Origin of the sequence: Edaphosphingomonas haloaromaticamans, from assembly GCF_001853345.1 — a bacterium.
GTDB lineage: Bacteria > Pseudomonadota > Alphaproteobacteria > Sphingomonadales > Sphingomonadaceae > Sphingomonas_E > Sphingomonas_E fennica.
In genome coordinates, this window is the sequence record NZ_MIPT01000001.1 from 1,446,365 (window position 1) to 1,466,743 (window position 20,379).

Genomic DNA, 20,379 nt, shown 5'->3' on the forward strand with positions numbered 1-20,379 from the left:
ATGGCTTCGTTTCTAGAGCAAAGGAGGCTGCGAGGCATCTCAAAGCGAACAGCGCCGTCTCGCGGCCGCTCGCAAAGCATGACAGACCATAACGGGCATGTCCGCCGGACCCGGTCTAGATGCTCCGTCACCAAATCGCTTTTTCCGCACAGGGGAGACTGGTGATGTCCACAGCGTCCGTATCAGATCTATCGACGAGCCGCCGCCGGTTTCTCGCGGCCTCGGCCGCGGCCGGCGCGATCGGCCTCATGCCCGCGCCGTTGCTGGCCCGGGCTGGCAGTGGTTCGGTCCGGCCTTTCAAAATCAATATACCGGATCAGGCGATCGCCGACTTGCGGCGACGGCTGGCGTCTGCCCGCTGGCCGGCGAGAGAAAATGTGCCGGATGATTCCCAGGGTGTGCAACTGGGGCGGTTGCAGCCGCTCGTCCGATACTGGGCGACGGGCTACGACTGGCGGAAGATCGAGGCGAAGCTCAACGCCTTTCCGATGTTCGTCACCGAGATCGACGGGCTCGACATCCATTTCATCCACGTCCGCTCGCGCCACGAGAATGCGCTGCCGATGGTCATGACGCACGGCTGGCCGGGCTCGATCCTCGAGTTCGTCAAGGTCATCGGCCCGCTCACCGATCCGACCGCGCATGGCGGCAGGGCCGAGGATGCGTTTCACCTTGTCGTGCCCTCGATTCCGGGCTTCGGCTTTTCCGGAAAGCCGGCGACAACGGGCTGGGGCTCGGATCATATCGGCCGCGCATGGGCCACGCTGATGCAGCGGCTCGGCTATGATCGCTACGTGTCGCAAGGCGGCGACTGCGGCTCGGTCATTTCGCAGCGCATGGCGCTGCAAACGGTGCCCGGGCTGCTTGGCATCCACCTCAACATGCCAGGGATCGTGCCGCCCGAGATCGCGACGATCCTTACTGCCGGCGGGCCGGCTCCGGCCAGTCTATCCGAGAAGGAGAAGGCCGCGTTCGACGCGCTCGATACCTTCTACAAGAACAGCTCGGGCTATGCACAAATGATGGTCACGCGGCCGCAGACCATCGGCTATTCGCTGGTGGACTCTCCCATCGGGCTTGCCGCCTGGATGTACGACAAGTTCGCCACCTGGACCTACAGCGGGGGCAACCCCGAGCGGGTGCTGACCCGCGACGAGATGCTCGACGACATCTCGCTCTACTGGTTCACCGAAACCGGCACCTCGGCGGCGCAGATCTACTGGGAAGATCATTCCAACAACTTCAACGCCGTGAACATCCCGGCGCTGCCGGTCGCCGTCACGGTCTTTCCGGGTGAGATCTACCGCGCGCCGCGAAGCTGGACCGAGCGCTGCTATGGCAACCTCATCTACTTCAACGAAGCCAGCAATGGCGGCCATTTCGCCTCGTGGGAACAGCCCGCGATCTTCACCGACGAAGTGCGCGCCGCATTCCGGCCTCTGCGCTGAGCGCACACCAGCCTTCATCAAGGAGCATGACCATGAGTGAGACCAAGACCCTCTATACCGCCAGCGTTCACACCACCGGCGGCCGCGAAGGCGCGGCGCGCAGCAGCGACGGCCGGCTGGACGTCAAGCTGTCCACGCCCGGTGCGCCGGGCGCCGGCACCAATCCCGAACAGCTATTCGCCGCCGGCTGGTCGGCCTGCTTCGAAGGTGCGATGGGGATCGCCGCGCGGGAGATGAAGGTCGCGCTCCCGGCCGATCTCGCGATCGATGCCGAGGTGGACCTCAACATCGCCGACGGCGCCTATTCGCTCGGCGCCCGCCTCGAGGTCAGCCTGCCCGGAATCGACCCCGACACCGCGCGGGCGCTCGTCGATGCCGCGCATCGGACCTGTCCCTACTCCAAGGCCACGCGCGGCAATATCGACGTCGCGATCAGCCTCATCTGATCGCTCGAGGAGGAGCCCTCCCATGAACAGGTTCATCACAGGCATTGCCATCGCCGCGACCGCTTTGTTCGGCAGTTCGCCGAGCGTCGCGCAGCCGGCCAGGCCGACCATCGTTCTCGTCCACGGCGCATTCGCGGATGCGTCGAGCTGGAACGGCGTGATCGAGATACTGGAGACGGACGGCTATTCGGTCATCGCTCCGGCCAATCCGCTGCGCGGCGTGCGCAGCGACGCCGACTATATCTCGAGCCTTGTGTCCAGCATCGCGGCGCCCGTCGTCCTGGTTGGCCATTCCTATGGTGGCTCGGTCATCAGCGGGGCCGCCAACGGCCATGCCAATGTGAAGGCGCTGGTCTATGTGGCCGCCTTCGCGCCCGAAGCGGGAGAAACCGCGGCCGNGCTGTCCGGCAAGTTCCCGGGCAGCACACTCGGGCCGGCACTGGCCCCGCCGGTGGCGCTGCGCGGCGGCGGCGCTGACCTCTATGTCCGGCGAGACAGGTTCCACGCACAGTTCGCAGCCGACGTGCCCGCGGCGCAGGCACGGCTGATGGCGGCGGAGCAGCGCCCGATCGCTGAGGCCGCGCTCGGCGAGACGTCGGGCGAGCCGGCATGGCGGACCATCCCTTCCTGGTTCGTCTATGGCGACGCGGACCGGAACATTCCCCCGCAGGCGCTCGCGTTCATGGCCGATCGGGCGCGCTCCCGAGAGACCGTCGTGATCAAGGGCGCATCGCATGTCGTGATGGTGTCGAACCCGGCCCGGGTCGCGGCGCTCATCGAACGGGCTGCAACGGCGCGATGAGCGCCGATCCCGAAATTCGCGTAACTCGAAAGGATCCGATCATGTCGAAGACCTGGCTCATCACCGGCAGCGCGCGCGGTCTCGGTCGCTTCATTGTTGAGGCGGCGCTCGCCGCGGGCGATCATGTCCTCGCAACGGCGCGCGATCCCGCTCGCCTCGCCGACTTGCAGTTAAGGCACGGTGACCAACTTCGCACCTTCGCGCTCGATGTGACCGACGCGGCGGCTTCGCAAGCCGCGGTCGATTTCGCCATCGAGAGCTTCGGCCGTCTCGACATTCTGGTGAACAACGCCGGCTTCGGGCAGGTCGCGCCCTTCGAGCAGACCTCGGAGGCGGATTTCCGCGCCCAGATCGACACCAACTTCTACGGCGTGGTCAACCTTGTGCGCGCGGCCCTGCCGGGAATGCGCTGGGAGCGCGCCGGCCATATCATCAACATCGCCTCGGTCGGCGCCCGCGTGAGCACGGCGGGCCTCGCCGCCTACCAGGCCGCCAAATGGGCGGTCGCCGGGTTCACCGAAGTGCTGGCCAAGGAAATCGCGCCATTCGGCGTTCACGCGGTCTCGGTCGAGCCGGGCGGCATGCGGACCGACTGGGCCGCCATCGCGAGCGGCGGCGCGCAAGCGCTTCTTCCCGAATATGCGGACAGCGTCGGTGCACGGCTTGCCTCGCACAAGACTCTGGCGGGGAACGAGGTCGGCGACCCGGCCAGGATCGCCGATGTCATTGTCGCGCTCACCCGCCGCGACAGGCTGCCCGCCCATCTCGTGCTCGGCAGCGACGCGCTCCATGTCATCGGCGAGGCCGAGGCAGCGCGGCAGGCGGAGGCCAGGGAATGGGCCGCAGTCAGCGCATCGACCGATTTCGCCGGCAGCGCCGTCACCTTCGCCGAGGCGCGCGCATAGAAGAGCGCTCAACAGGAAGCGCAGAGGAGGTTCAAAATGACCAGCAAGATCAGCCCCGATCGGCGGCACTTCCTGGAGATCGCGGTCGCATCGATCGCCGCCAGCCCGTTCGTCCTCGCCAGTCCGGCAGGCGCGGAGACCGCACAAACGGCGCCAACGCGCGCAACAACCGCGCAGACAGGAGCGAGGCCGGGCGGCTCATTGGGGCGGCTCAGGCAGATCGACGCCGGCGCGCTGAATGTGGGTTATGTCGAGAGCGGGCCGGGCAATGGTCCTGTCGTCATCCTTCTGCATGGCTGGCCCTATGATATCCACGCCTTCGTGGAGGTGATCCCGCTGCTTGTGTCCGCCGGCTACCGGGTGATCACGCCGCATCTGCGCGGCCATGGCACGACGCGTTTTCTGTCGGCCCAAGCGGTGCGTAACGGCCAGCAGGCCGTGATCGGCGTCGACATCGTCGCGCTGATGGATGCGCTCGGCATCGAACGGGCGATCCTCGCGGGGTTCGACTGGGGCGCACGGACCGCCAACGTCATCGCGGCGCTCTGGCCGGAGCGCTGCAAGGCGATGGTCTCCGTCAGCGGCTATCTGATCGGCAGCCAGGCCGCCAACCGGGCGCCTTTGCCGCCCGCCGCCGAACTGCAATGGTGGTATCAATTCTATTTCGCGACCGAGCGCGGGCGGCTCGGCTATGAGGCCAACCGCAACGACTTCGCGCGGCTCATCTGGAAGCTCGCATCGCCGAAATGGAACTTCGACGATGCCACGTTCGAGCGCTCGGCTCAGGCCTTGGCGAACCCCGACCACGTCGCGATCGTCATTCATAATTATCGCTGGCGGCTTGGGTTGGCGGCGGGAGAGCCGGCTTATGATGCGTTCGAAGCCCGGCTTGCTGCCGCGCCCACCATCGCCGTCCCGACGATCACGCTCGAAGGGGACGCGAACGGCGCGCCGCATCCGGATCCCGCCGCCTATCGTGGCAAGTTCACCGGACGTTACGAGCACCGGCTGATATCGAGCGGCATCGGCCACAATCTGCCGCAAGAAGCGCCGCAGGCGTTTGTCAGGGCCGTGATCGACGTCGATCGGTTCTGATGGGCGAACAAAGGAACATCCGATGAGACCGATCCAATTCCTGCCGGTCGCAAGCGCGATGCTCGTGTCCCTGGCGGTGGCAGCGAGCGCGCATGGCGATGAGGACGCGAAGCCTGTCTCGCCGATCTACGGCGTGTCGCTTCCCGATGGATATCGGCGATGGGAACTGATCGCGCCTGCCCTGGAAGGCGAGCCGCTGGACGAGCTGCGCGCCGTCGTGGGGAACAGGATCGCGATGGAGGCCTATCGCAAGGGCAACCTGCCGTTCCCGGACGGGACGGTTTTGGTCAAGCTCGCCTGGAAGCGCACGCCGTCGCCGGAGTTCGAGCCAGCCGCCGTTCCCGGCGCCGCTACGACCGTGCAGGTCATGGTCAAGAACTCCCGGCGCTACGCCGCGACCGGAGGATGGGGATTCGGCCGGTTCATCGACGGCCGACCGGTGGATGAAGCGCAGCATCGGACCTGCTTCGCCTGTCACGAGGCGCGCGTTAAAGGACACGACTTCGTCTTCACCCGATTGGCGTCATAGCCTTGCCCCCGGCTGGTCCGCGGCGGCCTCTGGTGGGCGCAAGCGCCCCGCCAGCAGGCGCTCGTGCAGAAGCAGCAATCCAGGCCCTTGTTCGATAATTGGATGCATGCCGTTGGCGCTCTGATCGACGCCGTTGCCGCCTCAACCAGAGAAACGGGTCAGACGCTGGTTGACCTCGTGCGCCGGCAAGCGGCAGCGAGGATGCGCGAAAAGCTGAGACAAGCCCCCATGAAGTCGCTCGAATACCACATGGTCGCCGTCGGCCATCTGGTCGAACAGCCATAGGACGCCGTGCATGACGATCTGCTCGGCAGTGGCCAATTCCCGCAATGTGCCGTCACCCGTCAGCAACGTCCATGTGCGCGCCTCCGCGAGCGCGAACGCAAAGGTGTCCGGCACCGACAATTTCACATGCTGGCGGTTGACGCTGGTAGCGCGCTGCAATTCAGCTGCTGTAAGCTCCTCGACCCGAAGTCCGAGCGCGATCAACCGGTCTCCGAGATCACCTTCGAGTTCCCGGACATAGAGCAGATCGGGCACTGCGAATTCGAACGGCAACAGGAACATCTCATCGAGAAGTCCCGCCCGTTCGAGATCGATTATTACCGAGGTGTCGGAGACGAGGACGGCCACGGATCAGGCTGCGACCTGATCCAGACGCCGATCGAGTTCGCGCACGGAAATGCTCAGAAGCTCCGCGGCGCGCGATTCTCCGATCACGCCCTCAGCCAGGGCACGATAACACAGGCGTTCGAAACGACGCGGCTCCTCCAGTTCCGGCTTCATGCTTTCCGGTTCCTCGAAAGGCGCCGTGCGCCAGCCACGCTCCGCGAACACCTTGAACAGCCGGGCGCACGCCGCCTGGCTGATGATGCCGAGATCCTTGCAGCGATACGCCAGAGCCTGGATGCTGACGCCGAACAGCTTCTTGAGCGCGACCAGTTCGCCGATGCTGATCGAGGAGCGATGGGCGCCCACTTCGGCGCGCAGCACGTCCGCGGGCATCAGGAATGCGCCGGCGAAGCGATGTGCGGCCTTTTCCTCGTCGACACCGCCAGAGGGTGCGATGACCATATGGCCAAGCTCATGCGCCAGATTGAAGCGTTTGCGCTCCGACCAGGAACTCCGCTTGATGACGATGACGCGCGCCGCATCATTGCCCTTGCGCCGGACCTTGGCGGCAAGCCCGTCGACATCGTCGAGATCGAGCGACAGCACCTTGATGCCGCGCTCCTCGAGCAATTCGGCGAGGTTCGGAATAGGGTCGTTGCCGAGGCCCCAATCGTCCCGAACCGAGCGGGCCGCATCCTCGGCGTCGCGTATATCGGCCACCGGGTGCGGCGCGCTACGCGGCTGTTCCCATTCGACGCTGCGCATCTGGAGCATGTCCTCGACCGCAAGATAGCGTTCGAGCATGTGAATGGCGCGTGCTTCGAGCTTGGCTTCCTCACGCGAGGACGTGCCGACCTTCTTGCGGAAATCGACGCCTTCCAGCGACAGTTCATCCTCGCTCAGCAGATATTCCTCGGAGACCGCCAGCGCTTTCGCAAGAGCGATCAGCACACGCGAACTCGGCATGTCTTCGTTACGCTCATATTTGCCGATCGCCTGCGCCGAGACAATGCCGTTCATGGCGTCGGCAAGCGCTCGCAGCGACAGGCCGGACGCCGACCTCGCGACCTTCAGCTTGTTTCCGATCATGATGGCCTCCTTGACGACCTTACGAACAGGTCGGTTTCCATAACTGCTATATGGAGATATTTTTGTAAACCAAAACCTCTTGAAATACGGTAAACAGGTCCCAGATGACGCCTAACGCCGCTGATGTCCGGATTTTTGTAAACCGGAGCGGGGCATTTCGAAGGGGCCGGCCTCTATCCGGCGGGTAAGGCCGAACCGGAAAGGGGTGGGCGATGGCATTGAGTAACACGGAACTGCGATACTATGACAGCAATGTGCTGCGCCTGCCTGCGGACAAGCGGAAGGACTATCATGCGCAGGTCGATCGGCTGATTACCGAGCTGTGCAAAAGCGTCCGCGACAAGACCGAGATCAAGATCACCAAGGTGGTCAAGGCGGGATCGTTCGCGAAATATACGATCCTGCGCAAAACGGTCTCCGATCCCGTCGATGTCGACGTGGTGTTCTACATCTCGGATCGGGACGCGACCAAGGAGACCCTCGATAGCCTCAGCGCCACGATCTACGACCTGCTGATCAAGATCTATCCGACCAAGTCGGTCGAGGATTTCGAAATCCAGCGCAAGGCCGCCACGGTGAAGTTCGTCGGGTCGGGGCTGAGCGTCGACATCGTGCCGGTCATCGAGGACGCGGCCCGGGCAGGCTATGGCTGGCAATATGACATCCACGACGGCACCAAGATCCAGACCTGCGCGCCCTGCCAGATCCAGTTCGTCCGTGATCGCAAGAACCAGGACGGCGATTTTCGCACCCTGGTCCGGATGGCGAAGAAGTGGCGCAACTATGCGGAGATCAAACCGCTCAAGTCCTTCGCCATCGAACTGATCATGGCGCATATTCTGGCGACGCAGGGCAAGGCAGGCAGCATCGAGCAGCGCTTCCGCAATTTCCTGCTCTACATCGCCCAGTCGGGCCTCAAGGATCAGATCAGCTTCCCGGAGAACACCGCGCCGTTCGGTTCATTCTCCGATCCGGTCGTGATCCTCGATCCGGTCTATAGCCTCAACAATGTGACCAGCCGGATTTCCGAGGCGGAACGCAAGGAGATCGTCGCGGCCGCCCAGGAAGCCTGGGAGACGGCAAACTTTGCTTCGGCGGAAAACGACAACGGGGTCTGGAAAGAACTTTTCGGACCCGGCTTCAAGGTGGAGGATTGAGCATGAGCCAGACGCGAACGGCATCCGCCACCTATACGACGACCGACGTCGAGAATGTCGTGCGGCGGGTGAAAGCAGACCTCACCATGATCGCCGACAGCACGGGCGCCTGGACGGCAACCGAAGCCGCCAACTATGCCCATGACATCGAAGTGCTGGCCAAGGCGGGCTATCTCGCCTGGGTCGACCTCACCTTGCTTCAATATGGGGTTGAGAAAAAGGCCGTCCGCTTCAATGTCGATACCGATGCCGGCGGCCTGACCACGAGCCGGCCGGGCGGGGTGCTCTGGCCTCGCCTCTCGGGGGCGACGCTGCGGATCGTCATCAGCTACACCGCTGCCTATACCGAGGAAGCGCGCCGGGCGACCAGCGGCAAGCTCAAGATCGGCTGGACGACATCCTATGACGACACCAGCCATTCGAGCCTGAGTTCGTCAGGCGGACGAAACTATGTCAGCAGTTCCTATGGCATGCAGCGCAAGGATTGGGCCGCATGAGCCAGCCGAGCATCTTCGATAGCGAAATCGCGCTGCCCAGCGATGTTCTCGCCTCTCGCGAAAAGCGGTTGCTGGGGTTCGAGGCCCGCTATACCCGCGTCCACGACCAACTGCGCCTGCTGCTCAACGTCGGTGCCTTGGGCGACTGGAACCGCCAGAAGCATGGCGGCAAGCTTGCTTTGTGTGATCTTGTCGCCGAGCAATATCCCCTGGTCATCTTTCACGGGGACGTGGGGACCGGCAAGACGGCGACGGCGGAATGTATCGCCAACCGTCTTGTCGCCGAGGCCAGAAGCCCGGATTCCGTGCTGTTCAAACTGTCGAACCGCGTCCGAGGCAGTGGCATGGTCGGCGAGATGGGAAGCCTCATCACCGAAGCCTTCCAGAAGGTCGTCCAGGCGGCCGGCAAGAGCCGGCGCGCCATCCTCATCATCGATGAAGGAGACAGCCTGGGTGCATCGCGTTCGCAGGACCACAGCCATCATGAAGACAAGGTCGCCGTCAACACGCTGATCCAGGGCGTCGATGACCTTCGGCAATATGGCGGGCGGATCGTCGTCATCCTCTGTACCAACCGGCTCTCGGTTCTCGACGCCGCGCTCCGGCGCCGGGCCGCCATCGTCGAGGAGTTCCGTCGGCCCTCTGATGCGGAACGAGATGAACTGTTCCGGATGGATCTCGCCGGCCTCGATGCGAGCGCGGCGCAGATCGGCCAATTGGTCCAGGCCACGGCGGCGCGCGAAGGGCGTCCGCCCTGGACCTATTCCGATATCCGCACGCGGCTCTATCCAACGGCGCTCGCCCAGGCTTATCCCGATCGCGCCTTGCGGTTCGACGATCTGCTTTCGGTCGCGGCGGCGCTTCATGCCTCACCGGTCATGGAGGACAAGTGATGGCGCGCTCTCCGCTGTTCGGACGCCGCATCCATATCTCGGGCAGCGTGGCCAAGGATCTCACGGCCGCACCCACCGTCGACGTGGAAGCCGCGCGCACGCTGGTCACCGGACTGGTCAAGGAACTGGTCAGACGCGGCGCCAACTTCGTCATTCCCGTCGATGCCGAACCTCTCCGGGAAGCCGATGGCCTGCCGATCTGCTTCGACTGGCTGGTCTGGAAGGCCGTGAAAGACAATCTGGCGCATCGGCCGCCCAATGTGCCGGGGCCGTTCGTGGTCGCCGTCCAGCATCACAAGACCGAGGAGCAGATTCCGGACGATCATGCCGGGATCTGGGACGAGCTGCGCTCATCGCAGCTCATCAAGATCGAGAGCGCCGCGCAGTGGAATATGAACAGCAAGCGGATGGAGGCGCAGGCACGCTTCGGCGACGTGCTTGTCGCTCTGGGTGGCGATGAGGGCGTCCTCTATCTGGCAAACCTTTATCACGACGCGGGCAAGCCGATCGTGCCGCTGAACCTCCCGCTCTGCGCCGAGACGAAAGGCGCACGGCGGCTCTATAATTATGGCCTGGCGAGCAGCCAGACCCGCCGCCTGTTCCAGATCGCCGACGACGGAGACGCCCATGACTGGATCAACCGGATCGGGTTTCCGAGCCGTCAGGCGATACCCGATCGCATAGCCGCGCTGGTCGACCTGCTCGAGGCGCTCGAACGACCCAAGGCTTTTGCGGTTCGCCTGCTCAATCCCGATCTGGAAGATTATGAAGACGTCCAGACCTTCTTCGACCTCGTCGTCAAACCCGTGATCGAGGACGAACTGGGCTATCGTCTGGTCGTGATCGACGGGCGGCAAACCTATGAGCATGCCCGCATCGACCAGGAGATATTCGCCAAGCTCCACCGCAGCAGCATCGTGCTCGCCGATATCACCGGAGCGCGGCCCAACTGCTTCCTTGAACTGGGTTATGCCCTTGGCCGCTGCCTGCCCACCATGGTCATGGTGCGCGAAGGCGCCAGCCTGCCGTTCGATATCACGACCTTTTCCGGGCTCCACTGGAAAACGAGCGGCAGCGCCGAGGATCGCAAGCGCGCGTTCCGCGAGCATTGGAACGCGATCCGCAATCGTCCCTCCCTCGTGCCGACGGAGCCTCTGATCTCATGAGCGACAAGCGCGAGATTTTCATATCGGTAGACGTCGAGACTGCAGGGCCAATTCCGGGTGAATACAGCCTGCTTTCGATCGGAGCCTGCTCGGTATTCGCGCCGGAAGAGGCTTTTGCTTGCGAGCTGAAGCCGATCGGCGACAAGTTCGACCCCAAGGCTCTCGAGGTGACGGGTCTCTCGCTGGAGACGCTGGCGCAGACCGGAGATGATCCCCGTCTCGCCATGGAGAGATTTGCAGATTGGCTGGCCGCTCTCGCCGGTGTCGACGGCGAGGTCGTGTTCGTCGGCTTCAACGCGCCATTCGACTGGTCGTTCGTGAACTATTATTTCCATCGCTTTCTAGGCCATAATCCGTTCGGCTTCACTGCACTCGACATCAAAGCGATGTATATGGGAGCAACCGGCTGTTCCTGGGCCGACACGAGGTCGAGCCGAATTGCACACAAAGTCGAGCCAACAATGGTCGGCACGCATGACGCTCTGACGGATGCGCGATACCAGGCCGAGGTTTTCAGGCTCGTACAGGCCAAGCTCATGCCATCGGCGACTTGACGGGGCTTCGGTCAACAGCGGTGGACTAAGGGCGCCTGCGACAGGCTATCTTTCCACGCCATCTCACCCGGTATGAGTATCTTTTCTCAACCACTCTCATCGAGCAAGGGCACGGCGATATGATCGGGAGCCGCACGACGGCTTGCCACTGCGACGGCCGATCGAGTTCTTCAAGGTGCCCGGCTTGGCGGTCCGAGTGACCGACCCCGGTGGCGCTCGCCATTTTCGCCATGAGGCCGTTCCGTTTCGATCGTGCCCTTCTTGCGAGACCGGCGGGAGAAGGCGGCGTGCGCCGCCTTCCGGGAGTATCACCTGGATTCGCGCAGCGGCCGGAACGCCTCGCGCATGTCCTCGACAAGCGCTTGCGGCTGCTCCCACGCAGCGAAGTGGCCGCCCTTGTCATGCCGCTTGTAGAAGATGAGGTTCGGAAACGCCTTGCGCGACCAGCTCTCCGGAGCGGTATAGATCTCGTCCGGGAAGGCGCTCACCGCCACCGGGAGCGTCACGCCCTTCGGCGCGAAAAAGGCGAGTTTGCTCTCCCAGAAGAGTCTGCCCGAGGAGAGTCCGGTTCCAGTCAGCCAATAGAGCGAGATATTGTCGAGGATATCGTCGCGCGTCAGCCCTTCGGATGCTCCGCCGAACACCCGGTCGATCAGCTTCTGGCTCTCCGGATCATGGTCGATCATCCAAGCGGCCAGCGCGATGGGCGAATCATCAAGGCCGTAGAGCGTCTGCGGCCGGGCGCCCATCTCCGTCGCATAGCCGACCCGGTTCTTGTAGAAGAAATCGAGCTGCTTCCAGGCATAGTCTTCGTCCGCCGTCAGGCCGGTCGGTTGCGGGCCGCCCGCCAAAGCCGCCGAAATCGTATCGGGCAGCGTGCCGGGCATATTGGTGTGGATGCTGAGCAGCCCCTTGGGCTTCTGCAAGGCCATCTGCTCGTTGACCGCGTCGCCCCAGTCGCCGCCCTGCGCGACATAAGACTTGTATTCCAGCCGGTCCATCAGCGTGGCCCAGGCGCGCGCGACGCGCTGCGGATCCCAGCCGAGTTCGGTCGGCTTGCCCGAAAATCCGTAGCCGGGGAGCGACGGGATGATCACGTCGAACGCGTCAGCCGGCGTGCCGCCGTGCGCGGTCGGGTTGGTCAGCCGGTCGATAATCTTCAACTGCTCGATGATCGAACCGGGCCAGCCATGCGTTATGATGACCGGCAAGGCGTTCGCGTGCTTCGACCTCACGTGGATGAAATGGATGTCGACGCCGTCGATGCGGGTGACGAACTGGGGATATCGGTTGAGGTTCGCTTCGGCCTTTCGCCAATCATACTGGTTCGCCCAATAATCGGCGAGCTTTTGCATTGTCGCGAGCCGCACACCCTGCGTATCGTCGGCGACCAGCTCCCGGGTCGGCCAGCGGGTTGCGGCAATGCGCCGCCGAAGATCGGCAAGGGCGGCGTCCGGGATACTGACGGAGAAAGGGCGAATGGCAGTGTCGTCACTCACCCGCTCCGCCGACGGCGGTGCGGCTGAGAGCGGCATGGGTAACAGACATGCGGCGGCGACAGCCGAGTTCATGGCGGCGACAATCAGCAGACGATGGCGAGGCCGTTCCGAACCGGTGGCGGTCTTGGTTATACTCATGGGTTTTCCTCCATTTAGCGCGAGCATTCGTCGCTCTATTCTCGTCCCGGGCCATACAAGGAGGAGCAGACTGGAGCCCGTTATGCGTTGTGATATGCTGCTGGATTCGATGTTGTCCCGATCGCCTGCATGGTGATGCAATGGCTGGCCATGCTTGACGAATCTCCAGACCCTTACGTCGAAGATCATGCGCTGCGCCGGATCTTCCCTCCATCAGCGACGGGAGCAATATCGAGGTCGCAGGGGTCATCCTCGTTCGCGAGCGGCCAGGCTCGGCCAAAGGCATGCCGTTCGTCACGATCGAAGATGCGACCGGCATAGCCAACGGCATCCGGTGGCCCAACAGGCTCGAAATCTACTGCCGTCAGATCATGTCCGTCTTGAAGTGCTTGCGTCTGTCGGGGCATCCACAGAGGCATTGTTGAAAGTTTCACCATTGAGCAGCTCATCATGCATCGAGCCGTGGAAGGGCTCGCAGTCGTCGATCTCCCGAGGGCTGCCGAACGAGATATAGAGTGTCTTCACGTCGATCCTGGCCAGCCACTGCTGCGGCCGTGGCGCTAAATTCGGGGCCATAGCACATAGGGCAATGTCGGTTGGGGAGGCGCCGAGGCCCCGATAGAGGCAAGGTCGTGAAGTGACCGCAGTCTCTATCAGGCGAGCCTGTCCGGCGATCCTGAAGTCGCGTCCCGGCAAAAGGCACTATTCGCTCCCGACCAAGGCCGGAAATTAGCCGACTCTCCGTTGAAAACCGAGGTGCGGCCGGGAGCAGAGTGGCGGATCTAAAGCACTGATTTTGGAACGGTGGCCGTTTCTGGACCGGGCCTCCTACCGGGCATGAATGCCTGGACCATGAACCATGCGAACGCAAAGACGCCGACGGCGAAGACGATGTCGCCGGGCACCCTTGCCCAGACCAGTGCCTGCATGATCGGGCTCTGAATGAACTCCGCCGAGCGCGCATAGGCATAGCCATGTTCGATGCTGGCATAGGTTTGCAGGATGCCCTGCGGAAGCAGCGACAGGAAGGTCATCATGCCAAGGCCGACGTTGAGCGACCAGAAGGATATCCTGATCCATTTCTGGTTCCACCGTGTGACGTCGGTCAGTCCCCGCATGCAATAGAGCGTCAGCCCGAGGCCGAGCATGCCGTAGACGCCGAACAGCGCGGCATGGCCGTGGCTCGCCGTGGTGTTCAGCCCCTGCATGTAATAGAGCGCGATCGGTGGATTGATCAGGAAGCCGAACAGTCCGGCGCCGACCAGATTCCAGAACAGGACGGCGGCGAAGAACATGAACGGCCAGTGATAGATCCGTTCCCATTCAGCCTCGTGCTCGACCTTGTGCCGCGTATAGGCTTCGAACCCAACCACCAGCAGCGGCACCACTTCCAGGGCGGAGATGGTCGCACCGACCGCAATTACCGAGGTCGGCGTCCCGCTGAAATAGAGATGATGGAAAGTTCCGAGCACCCCGCCGAACAGGAAGATGATCGTCGCGAACAGCACCATCACGGTGGCGGTGGAGGTTCGCAGGATTCCCATCTGAACGAACAGCAGCGAGATGATCGCCGTCGCAAAGACTTCGAAGATGCCTTCGACCCACAGATGCACCACCCACCAGCGCCAATATTCCATGACGGCGATGTTGGTATGCTGGCCCCACATCAACCCGGCGCCATAGAGCAGTCCGATCGCGAGTGCCGATACCAGCACGAGATAGATCAGCGACTTGCTGCCTTCGCGGCGCAGCACGGGCCATAGCCCGCGCACGACCAGCGCCACCCACAGGAACAGGCCGATCAGGAGGTAGATCTGCCAGAAGCGGCCGAGATCGACATATTCATAGCCCTGGTGTCCGAACCAGAAATTCGCCGTCAGATCACCGAAGAAGCGGTGGACGGCCGCCCACTGGCCGGCAAAGGAACCGACCACGATGATAAGCAGGCTGATGAAGAGGAAGTTGACGCCAAGTCGCTGGAATTTGGGGTCGCGCCCGCCGAGCATCGGCGCGACATAGAGCCCCGTCGCCAGCCAGGCCGTGGCGATCCACAGCACCGCGAGTTGCGTGTGCCATGTTCGGGTGACCGTGTAGGGGAGATACTCGGCGAACGGCAGACCGTAGAGACCTTGCCCTTCGACCGCATAGTGGGCGGTGACGATGCCGAGCAGCACTTGGCCCACGAACAGCGCGCAGACGACCCAGAAATATTTTGCCGTGGCCCGCATCGATGGTGTGATGACAGCCTGTCCCAGAAGGTCGGAAGTCGCCATGCCGCCTTCGGGCAAGATGTCGCCGCGCCAGACGTCGAACTGCTTGGCGTAATAGGCGATCAGTGCTCCGGCCGCGGCGAGCAGCAGGATGACCGAAGCAAGGCTCCACAACAATGTGCCGGTGGTCGGGCTATTGCCTACCAACGGCTCGTGCGGCCAGTTGCTGGTATAGGTTATGGTCTGGTCCGGACGGTTCGTCGTCGCTCCCCAGGCGGTCCAGAAATAGAAAGCGGTAAGCTGCCGGGCTTCCGCGGGCGTCAATGTGCCATGGACCGGAAAGGCATAGTCGCGGCGGAGCTTGAGCGAGGCCGCGTCGCTGCCCACATACAGGCTGACGAAGTGCCGTTGCACTTGCCCGATGGCCTGCGCACGGATGTTGCTGACCGTTATGATACCGGAGGCAGGGTCATAGCTGTTCCTGCGCATCTCCTCCTTCAGCGCGGACTCTCGCACGGCATCGGTCTGCGCTGGGGAGAGGCCCGCTGGCAGCGGCGCGGTGGACAGAGCGAGCAAGGTCTCCGCCTCCCGGTGCAGCCAGTCCGCGCTCCAGTCGGGCGCCAGATAGCTGCCATGGCCCCAGATCGAACCCTGCTGCATGCCACCGATCGACTGCCAGACATTCTGGCCAGCCTCGATATCGGCGCGCGTGAAGATTGTCTCGCCGCTTTGGGATTTCACCGCTTCGGGAATGGGCGGGGCCTGCTGATAGATCTGCTGGCCGAGCAGCAGCAGGATACCGAACATGACCACCATGCCGACCGACAGGATGATCCACAGCCTTTTGATGCTGAATGTCGTCTGATAGCTCTTCATGCCCCAACCCCTCTTCGCTCAGAACAGTCCATGGCTGCCGCCTACAGCGGCGAAAATTGTTATTGTGCTGACAGCAAGTAATAGCTGACGCAGCCGTATCGTTCGGACGTCATCCGATGCTCGCGTCGGCAGATGGAAAAAGGATCGTCAGCAGCAGTACGGAATCTTCGAGGCCCTTGACCGAATGGGAGACGCCGCCTTCGAGATAGACCCATTGATGCGCGCCAAGCTCGGTCACCGTTTCGCCGAGCCCCAATCGCACACGACCCTCCAGGCAATGCAGCGTTATGCTGCCGGGGACCTGATGCCGGGGCATATCCGTCCCCCGCGGGATCACGAGGCGAATGGCTTCGAACTGGTCGGTCTTGACGATCGCCGTCGAGTGCTCGGTTTCGGCTGAGATCGGCCGCAAGGAAAGATCGATCACCTCACCAGATGTCGCGTGATGCAGCGCCATTATTCGCATTCCTGCGTTGCAGAGCGATGACCGCAATGTCTGCGCGGATCGCTGCCGATGATCCGGCGAAACAATCCCGCGAGCGTTGCAAGCAGGCCCGACGATTGGTGACGAGGGTCGAACGGTGCGGGATCGACCGGCTGACCGCATTCGGGGCAGAACATGGCTCAGGCCTCCTTTTGCAACGCCAACTCCTGGCGACGTTTTCGGATCGGGGCTGCGTCAAGCGCACTGATCTCCTGGGAAGCGAAGATCGCGGCGATATCGCCGCGTTTGGCGAGCAGGTCGGCAAGCGTATAGCGGTCGAGCACAGCCATAAATGCGCCTAGCGCCTCCTTCAGCACCCCCGTGAGCCCGCAGGCCGGGGCGACGATGCAGCTTCCACAGTCGACCAGGTCGAAGCCATCTTCGGTGTGCCGAACGACAGCGCCGACATTGATCTCCTCCGGTGGCATGCCCAAACGAATGCCGCCGGACCGTCCCCGGACGCTCTCGACATGGCCGCTTCGCACCAGTTCGACCACCACCTTCATCAGGTGGTTCTGCGAGATGCGATAGGCCTTTGCGACTTCACCGATCGAGCAGAGCCGCTCCGGACGCGCGCCCAAATAGAGCAGCGTGCGCATCGCATAATCGGTGAACAGGGTCAGTTTCATGGCAACTCCGCAGCGAGCCGTCGGCTCATCACATAATCATGTATTCTTGTTGCATGTTTTTGGCTCCCCGTATAGATGCATTCGTGAAGCATGATTTGGAGTCGGAGCGATGGCCGCGCTGGAAATGGACGATGAAGGGCTGAAGGCGCTGGTCGATGCCTTCTATGCGCGCGTCCGTGCCGATGGCGCGCTCGGCCCGATTTTCAACGACGCCATCGCCGACTGGCCCGAGCATCTCGACAAGCTCGCCGCCTTCTGGTCGTCGGTCATGCTCACCAGCGGCCGCTACAAGGGGCAGCCGGTGCCCGCGCATATGAAGCACAAGGATCGCATCGCGCCGGCGCTGTTCGGCCGCTGGTTGGAACTCTGGGCGCAGACCACGGAGGAGCTGATGACGCCTGGGGCGGCGGTCGCCTTGCAGGACCGCGCGGCTCGCATCGCGCAGAGCCTGCAACTCGCCATGTTTTTCAGGCTGGATGACCAGACGATCCCCGGACCCGCACGCCGCAACGCCGACGCGACGGACCCTCACCCAAGGAGTATGCTGCCATGACCGATATCCCTCTCGTGGACCTCAGCGTCCATCACCAGCCGCGCGATCTGCGCGACCGTATCGCGCTCGGCTTCACGAAGGTCCTGCGCTGGAGCGCCGACACCTTCTTCGCCAAGCGCTACGGCCACCGCGCTATTGTGCTGGAAACCGTGGCGGCGGTGACGGGCATGGTCGGCGCGACCATCAATCATCTCAAATGCCTGCGCCGCATGTGCGACGACAAGGGCTGGATCCGCACCCTCATGGAGGAAGCGGAGAATGAGCGCATGCACCTCATGACCTTCATCGAGGTCGCGAAGCCGACCCTGTTCGAGCGCATGGTGATCCTGGGCGTCCAGTGGGTGTTCTATCTGGCCTTCTTCGCGCTTTACCTGGTCAGCCCGCGCACCGCGCACCGCATCGTCGGCTATTTCGAGGAGGAAGCGGTGATCAGCTACACCCTCTATCTCAAGGAGATCGACGAGGGCCGCAGCCCGAACCTGCCGGCACCGGCCATCGCGCGGCATTACTGGAAGCTCGCCGATGACGCGACCCTGCGCGATGTCGTGCTGGTGGTTCGCGCTGACGAGGCGCATCACCGCGACGTCAATCATGGTTTCGCCAGCGAGCTTGCCGGCCTGGCGCCGACGGGCAAGACCGCGCCTTATCCAGCGCATGCCGACGATATCCGGCGGGCCGCCTGATATGGCGGCCCGGGCGCCCTACCGTTCGACGCCGGTGTTCGATCAGGACACCTTGCCCGCAGCCCTTCGCGCCCGACACGATACCAAGGCGGGCGTTTGGGGGGTGATCCGGGTGATCGAGGGCGAACTCCGGCTCAGCTATCTCGATCCTCCCGCCGAGGTCGTACTGACGCCGGACAATCCTGGGCTCATCCAGCCACAGCAGCCGCATTTCGTGACGCCGATCGGGCCGATGAAGATGAAGGTCGATTTCTACGATCAGCCGCCTGAGGGCGTCTGAACCTTTCAACAACCAATACCCAAGCCAGGAGAATTTCATGTCGCAGCCCTTGAGCGAGCAGACCATCGCGCTCGTCAAAGCCACCGTTCCCGCGCTCGAAGCACATGGCCTAGATATTGTGCGCGAGATGTATTCGCGCATGTTTCAGAACCAGGAGATCCGCGATCTGTTCAACCAGTCGCATCATGGCGATGCCGGCTCGCAGCCGCGCGCGTTGACCGGCGCGATCCTCGCTTATGCCAATAACATCGACAATCTTGGAGCCCTTGCTCCTGCGGTCGAGCGGATCGCGCAAAAGCATGTCGGCCTGCAGATCCTGCCCGAACATTATCCCTATGTCGCCGAGGCCTTGCTCGGGGCGATAAAGGCCGTGCTGGGTAATGCTGCGACCGACGAGATCCTGGCCGCCTGGGGTGAGGCTTACTGGTTCCTTGCCAATATCCTGATTGCCCGCGAACACCGCATCTATGACGATCAGAAGGAGACGACCGGCGGCTGGAACGGCTGGCGCGATTTTCGGGTCGAGGATGTCGTCGAGGAAAGCAGCGTCATCAAGTCCTTCATCCTGCGGCCCGTCGATGGCGCTCCGGTCATGGCTCACAAGCCGGGTCAATATCTGACCTTCTGGATCGAGATCCCAGGCCATGCGCCGATCAAGCGCAACTACTCGATCTCTTCGGCATCAAATGGCGAGAGCTATCGCATCTCGGTCAAGCGCGAGCCGCTGGGGCTCGTTTCCGGATGGCTGCATGAGCAGGCAACGGTGGGCACGGTGCTCAAGGTGGCTGCACCGGCCGGTGAGTTCTTCCTGGATGGCAAGCCCGAACGTCCGGTCGTGCTGCTCTCAGGCGGCGTTGGTCTGACTCCAATGGTGGCGATGCTCGAAGCGCTCGTGGCGCAGGGCTGTGAGGCACCCGTCCATTACATTCACGGCACCCACGACCGCGACACGCATGCGATGCGCAATCACGTCCGTGAGCAGGCCGCCAACGGACAGGCGATCACGGTTACGGACTTCCATCAGGCGCCGCTCGGCGACGAGGTCGAGGGCCGCGATTACGACGTGGCCGGTATCATCACCGATGAATGGCTGGTCGCCAGCACCCCGGTTGCGGAGGCGGATTATTTCATCTGTGGTCCGCGCCCGTTCCTGCGGCATGCGGTCTCTGCGCTTTCCCTCGCAGGTGTGCCCGCAAGCCGCATCCACTATGAGTTCTTCGGCCCCGCCGACGAACTGCTCGCAGCCTGAGGCTCGCCATGGACGACTTCATCATCGCGCGCGTGATCCATGTCGTGTCGGTCCTGTTCTGGATCGGCGGCGTCGCCTTTGTCACGCTCGTGGTGATGCCGTCGGTGCGAACCGGCCATCTGCCGGAGGAAAGGCTCTCAGCCTTTCACCGCATCGAAGGTCGCTTTGCCCCGCAGGCGCGCATCTGGGTGCTGCTGGCGGGTGCCAGCGGGTTCTGGATGACGTGGCGCGGCCAGATGTGGGACCGCTTCCTCGATCCCTCCTTCTGGTGGATGCATGCGATGGTCGCCGTCTGGCTCGTCTTCGCGGCCATGCTATTCCTCATCGAGCCCTTATTCCTGCACCGACATATGGAGAGGACGGCCCGGCCGGCTCGGGATTTCGCGCGCATGGAGCAGATGCACCGCGTCTTGCTGGCAGCCTCCGTCATCGCGCTGGCGGGTGCCGTGGGCGGCATTCATGGCCTGTTCTGACTGACTGCTCCTTTGAGGGATCATTTATTGAACGCGATACCCGATGCACGCTCGGAAAGTCTACGAACGAGCTATAGCTGCGAAGCACCCGGTGGGATAATGAACGTGGCGC

General features: G+C 63.1%; 22 protein-coding genes. 16 read left to right on the top strand and 6 right to left on the bottom strand.

Annotation, left to right across the window (positions count from 1 at the left end; all coding sequences use genetic code 11):
• The first annotated feature begins 164 nt into the window (after positions 1 to 164).
• The 6 genes from BHE75_RS06635 (at position 165) to BHE75_RS06660 (ending at position 5,225) form a co-directional block, all read left to right on the top strand.
• Positions 165 to 1,448 carry an epoxide hydrolase family protein gene (locus tag BHE75_RS06635; RefSeq protein WP_070933260.1) on the top strand — a complete coding sequence of 428 codons (1,284 nt, stop codon included), beginning with the start codon at positions 165 to 167 and terminating at the stop codon, positions 1,446 to 1,448.
• Between the two features lie 32 nt (positions 1,449 to 1,480).
• On the top strand, positions 1,481 to 1,894 hold the full coding sequence (locus BHE75_RS06640) for an organic hydroperoxide resistance protein (protein ID WP_070935556.1): 414 nt from the start codon (positions 1,481 to 1,483) through the stop codon (positions 1,892 to 1,894).
• 22 nt (positions 1,895 to 1,916) lie between these two features.
• Complete coding sequence (locus BHE75_RS06645) at positions 1,917 to 2,696, top strand: alpha/beta fold hydrolase (RefSeq protein ID WP_070933262.1); 780 nt, start codon at positions 1,917 to 1,919, stop codon at positions 2,694 to 2,696.
• Between the two features lie 41 nt (positions 2,697 to 2,737).
• Positions 2,738 to 3,601, top strand: coding sequence for an SDR family NAD(P)-dependent oxidoreductase (locus tag BHE75_RS06650; protein ID WP_070935558.1), 864 nt, complete (start codon positions 2,738 to 2,740; stop codon positions 3,599 to 3,601).
• A 36-nt stretch (positions 3,602 to 3,637) separates the two neighbouring features.
• Positions 3,638 to 4,696, top strand: coding sequence for an alpha/beta fold hydrolase (locus BHE75_RS06655; RefSeq protein ID WP_070933263.1), 1,059 nt, complete (start codon positions 3,638 to 3,640; stop codon positions 4,694 to 4,696).
• A gap of 22 nt (positions 4,697 to 4,718) precedes the next feature.
• Entirely contained in the window at positions 4,719 to 5,225 is a 507-nt protein-coding gene (locus tag BHE75_RS06660; protein ID WP_070933265.1) for a cytochrome P460 family protein, read from the top strand.
• A 141-nt stretch (positions 5,226 to 5,366) separates the two neighbouring features.
• Here BHE75_RS06660 and BHE75_RS06665 read toward each other — a convergent pair whose 3' ends face one another.
• Positions 5,367 to 5,858 (bottom strand): hypothetical protein, encoded by a 492-nt coding sequence (locus BHE75_RS06665; RefSeq protein WP_070933267.1) that lies wholly within the window; start codon positions 5,856 to 5,858, stop codon positions 5,367 to 5,369.
• Positions 5,859 to 5,861: 3 nt separating this feature from the next.
• A complete protein-coding gene (locus BHE75_RS06670) occupies positions 5,862 to 6,926 on the bottom strand; it encodes a helix-turn-helix domain-containing protein (protein WP_070933269.1) in 1,065 nt (354 codons plus the stop codon).
• 212 nt (positions 6,927 to 7,138) lie between these two features.
• On the opposite strand from BHE75_RS06670, the gene BHE75_RS06675 reads away from it, so the two are divergent.
• From BHE75_RS06675 to BHE75_RS06695, 5 genes are read left to right on the top strand one after another with little or no spacing between them, the layout of a single operon-like run.
• Entirely contained in the window at positions 7,139 to 8,083 is a 945-nt protein-coding gene (locus tag BHE75_RS06675; protein WP_070933271.1) for a CBASS oligonucleotide cyclase, read from the top strand.
• Between the two features lie 2 nt (positions 8,084 to 8,085).
• A complete protein-coding gene (locus BHE75_RS06680) occupies positions 8,086 to 8,580 on the top strand; it encodes a hypothetical protein (protein ID WP_191225159.1) in 495 nt (164 codons plus the stop codon).
• Positions 8,577 to 9,473, top strand: a complete 897-nt coding sequence (locus tag BHE75_RS06685) for an ATP-binding protein (protein WP_070933275.1) — start codon at positions 8,577 to 8,579, stop codon at positions 9,471 to 9,473. The genes BHE75_RS06680 and BHE75_RS06685 overlap by 4 nt, the downstream gene beginning before the upstream one ends.
• Positions 9,473 to 10,639, top strand: coding sequence for a hypothetical protein (locus BHE75_RS06690; protein WP_070933277.1), 1,167 nt, complete (start codon positions 9,473 to 9,475; stop codon positions 10,637 to 10,639). The genes BHE75_RS06685 and BHE75_RS06690 overlap by 1 nt, the downstream gene beginning before the upstream one ends.
• Entirely contained in the window at positions 10,636 to 11,193 is a 558-nt protein-coding gene (locus BHE75_RS06695; RefSeq protein ID WP_070933279.1) for a 3'-5' exonuclease, read from the top strand. Before BHE75_RS06690 ends, BHE75_RS06695 begins: the two co-directional genes overlap by 4 nt.
• Before the next feature lie 308 nt (positions 11,194 to 11,501).
• Here the strand turns inward: BHE75_RS06695 and BHE75_RS06700 are convergent, their stop codons facing one another.
• The 4 genes from BHE75_RS06700 to BHE75_RS06715 all read right to left on the bottom strand — a co-directional run bounded on the left by BHE75_RS06700 (position 11,502) and on the right by BHE75_RS06715 (position 17,029).
• Positions 11,502 to 13,019, bottom strand: coding sequence for an epoxide hydrolase family protein (locus BHE75_RS06700; protein WP_254684378.1), 1,518 nt, complete (start codon positions 13,017 to 13,019; stop codon positions 11,502 to 11,504).
• Positions 13,020 to 13,612: 593 nt separating this feature from the next.
• A complete protein-coding gene (locus BHE75_RS06705) occupies positions 13,613 to 15,916 on the bottom strand; it encodes a nitric-oxide reductase large subunit (RefSeq protein WP_070933283.1) in 2,304 nt (767 codons plus the stop codon).
• 109 nt (positions 15,917 to 16,025) lie between these two features.
• Positions 16,026 to 16,373, bottom strand: coding sequence for a cupin (locus BHE75_RS06710; RefSeq protein ID WP_070933285.1), 348 nt, complete (start codon positions 16,371 to 16,373; stop codon positions 16,026 to 16,028).
• A 167-nt stretch (positions 16,374 to 16,540) separates the two neighbouring features.
• Complete coding sequence (locus BHE75_RS06715) at positions 16,541 to 17,029, bottom strand: Rrf2 family transcriptional regulator (protein WP_070933287.1); 489 nt, start codon at positions 17,027 to 17,029, stop codon at positions 16,541 to 16,543.
• 109 nt (positions 17,030 to 17,138) lie between these two features.
• Here BHE75_RS06715 and BHE75_RS06720 point away from each other — a divergent pair, with 109 nt between their 5' ends.
• Genes BHE75_RS06720 through BHE75_RS06740 form a run of 5 tightly spaced genes read left to right on the top strand, consistent with a single transcriptional unit; the run spans position 17,139 to position 20,267 of the window.
• A complete protein-coding gene (locus tag BHE75_RS06720; protein ID WP_070933289.1) occupies positions 17,139 to 17,582 on the top strand; it encodes a group III truncated hemoglobin in 444 nt (147 codons plus the stop codon).
• A complete protein-coding gene (locus BHE75_RS06725) occupies positions 17,579 to 18,265 on the top strand; it encodes an alternative oxidase (RefSeq protein WP_070933291.1) in 687 nt (228 codons plus the stop codon). Before BHE75_RS06720 ends, BHE75_RS06725 begins: the two co-directional genes overlap by 4 nt.
• A 1-nt stretch (position 18,266) precedes the next feature.
• Positions 18,267 to 18,545, top strand: a complete 279-nt coding sequence (locus BHE75_RS06730; RefSeq protein WP_070933293.1) for a DUF1971 domain-containing protein — start codon at positions 18,267 to 18,269, stop codon at positions 18,543 to 18,545.
• Positions 18,546 to 18,582: 37 nt separating this feature from the next.
• The gene (hmpA, locus tag BHE75_RS06735; protein WP_070933295.1) at positions 18,583 to 19,794 is read left to right on the top strand and encodes an NO-inducible flavohemoprotein; all 1,212 of its coding nucleotides are present in this window, start codon (positions 18,583 to 18,585) and stop codon (positions 19,792 to 19,794) included.
• Positions 19,795 to 19,802: 8 nt separating this feature from the next.
• The gene (locus BHE75_RS06740; protein WP_070933297.1) at positions 19,803 to 20,267 is read left to right on the top strand and encodes a hypothetical protein; all 465 of its coding nucleotides are present in this window, start codon (positions 19,803 to 19,805) and stop codon (positions 20,265 to 20,267) included.
• The last annotated feature ends 112 nt before the right edge of the window (positions 20,268 to 20,379 follow it).

What these genes read in the sequence shown, in the direction of transcription:
- BHE75_RS06675 (WP_070933271.1), top strand. Translation starts at nt 7,139, where the DNA reads ATGGCATTGAGTAACACGGAACTGCGATACTATGACAGCAATGTGCTG.
- BHE75_RS06650 (WP_070935558.1), top strand. Translation starts at nt 2,738, where the DNA reads ATGTCGAAGACCTGGCTCATCACCGGCAGCGCGCGCGGTCTCGGTCGC.
- BHE75_RS06640 (WP_070935556.1), top strand. Translation starts at nt 1,481, where the DNA reads ATGAGTGAGACCAAGACCCTCTATACCGCCAGCGTTCACACCACCGGC.
- BHE75_RS06685 (WP_070933275.1), top strand. Translation starts at nt 8,577, where the DNA reads ATGAGCCAGCCGAGCATCTTCGATAGCGAAATCGCGCTGCCCAGCGAT.
- BHE75_RS06700 (WP_254684378.1), bottom strand. Translation starts at nt 13,019, where the DNA reads ATGATCTTCGACGTAAGGGTCTGGAGATTCGTCAAGCATGGCCAGCCA.
- BHE75_RS06655 (WP_070933263.1), top strand. Translation starts at nt 3,638, where the DNA reads ATGACCAGCAAGATCAGCCCCGATCGGCGGCACTTCCTGGAGATCGCG.
- BHE75_RS06680 (WP_191225159.1), top strand. Translation starts at nt 8,086, where the DNA reads ATGAGCCAGACGCGAACGGCATCCGCCACCTATACGACGACCGACGTC.
- BHE75_RS06670 (WP_070933269.1), bottom strand. Translation starts at nt 6,926, where the DNA reads ATGATCGGAAACAAGCTGAAGGTCGCGAGGTCGGCGTCCGGCCTGTCG.
- BHE75_RS06695 (WP_070933279.1), top strand. Translation starts at nt 10,636, where the DNA reads ATGAGCGACAAGCGCGAGATTTTCATATCGGTAGACGTCGAGACTGCA.
- BHE75_RS06715 (WP_070933287.1), bottom strand. Translation starts at nt 17,029, where the DNA reads ATGAAACTGACCCTGTTCACCGATTATGCGATGCGCACGCTGCTCTAT.
- BHE75_RS06660 (WP_070933265.1), top strand. Translation starts at nt 4,719, where the DNA reads ATGAGACCGATCCAATTCCTGCCGGTCGCAAGCGCGATGCTCGTGTCC.
- BHE75_RS06740 (WP_070933297.1), top strand. Translation starts at nt 19,803, where the DNA reads ATGGACGACTTCATCATCGCGCGCGTGATCCATGTCGTGTCGGTCCTG.
- BHE75_RS06635 (WP_070933260.1), top strand. Translation starts at nt 165, where the DNA reads ATGTCCACAGCGTCCGTATCAGATCTATCGACGAGCCGCCGCCGGTTT.
- BHE75_RS06710 (WP_070933285.1), bottom strand. Translation starts at nt 16,373, where the DNA reads ATGGCGCTGCATCACGCGACATCTGGTGAGGTGATCGATCTTTCCTTG.
- BHE75_RS06705 (WP_070933283.1), bottom strand. Translation starts at nt 15,916, where the DNA reads ATGAAGAGCTATCAGACGACATTCAGCATCAAAAGGCTGTGGATCATC.
- BHE75_RS06690 (WP_070933277.1), top strand. Translation starts at nt 9,473, where the DNA reads ATGGCGCGCTCTCCGCTGTTCGGACGCCGCATCCATATCTCGGGCAGC.
- BHE75_RS06725 (WP_070933291.1), top strand. Translation starts at nt 17,579, where the DNA reads ATGACCGATATCCCTCTCGTGGACCTCAGCGTCCATCACCAGCCGCGC.
- BHE75_RS06730 (WP_070933293.1), top strand. Translation starts at nt 18,267, where the DNA reads ATGGCGGCCCGGGCGCCCTACCGTTCGACGCCGGTGTTCGATCAGGAC.
- BHE75_RS06720 (WP_070933289.1), top strand. Translation starts at nt 17,139, where the DNA reads ATGGCCGCGCTGGAAATGGACGATGAAGGGCTGAAGGCGCTGGTCGAT.
- hmpA (WP_070933295.1), top strand. Translation starts at nt 18,583, where the DNA reads ATGTCGCAGCCCTTGAGCGAGCAGACCATCGCGCTCGTCAAAGCCACC.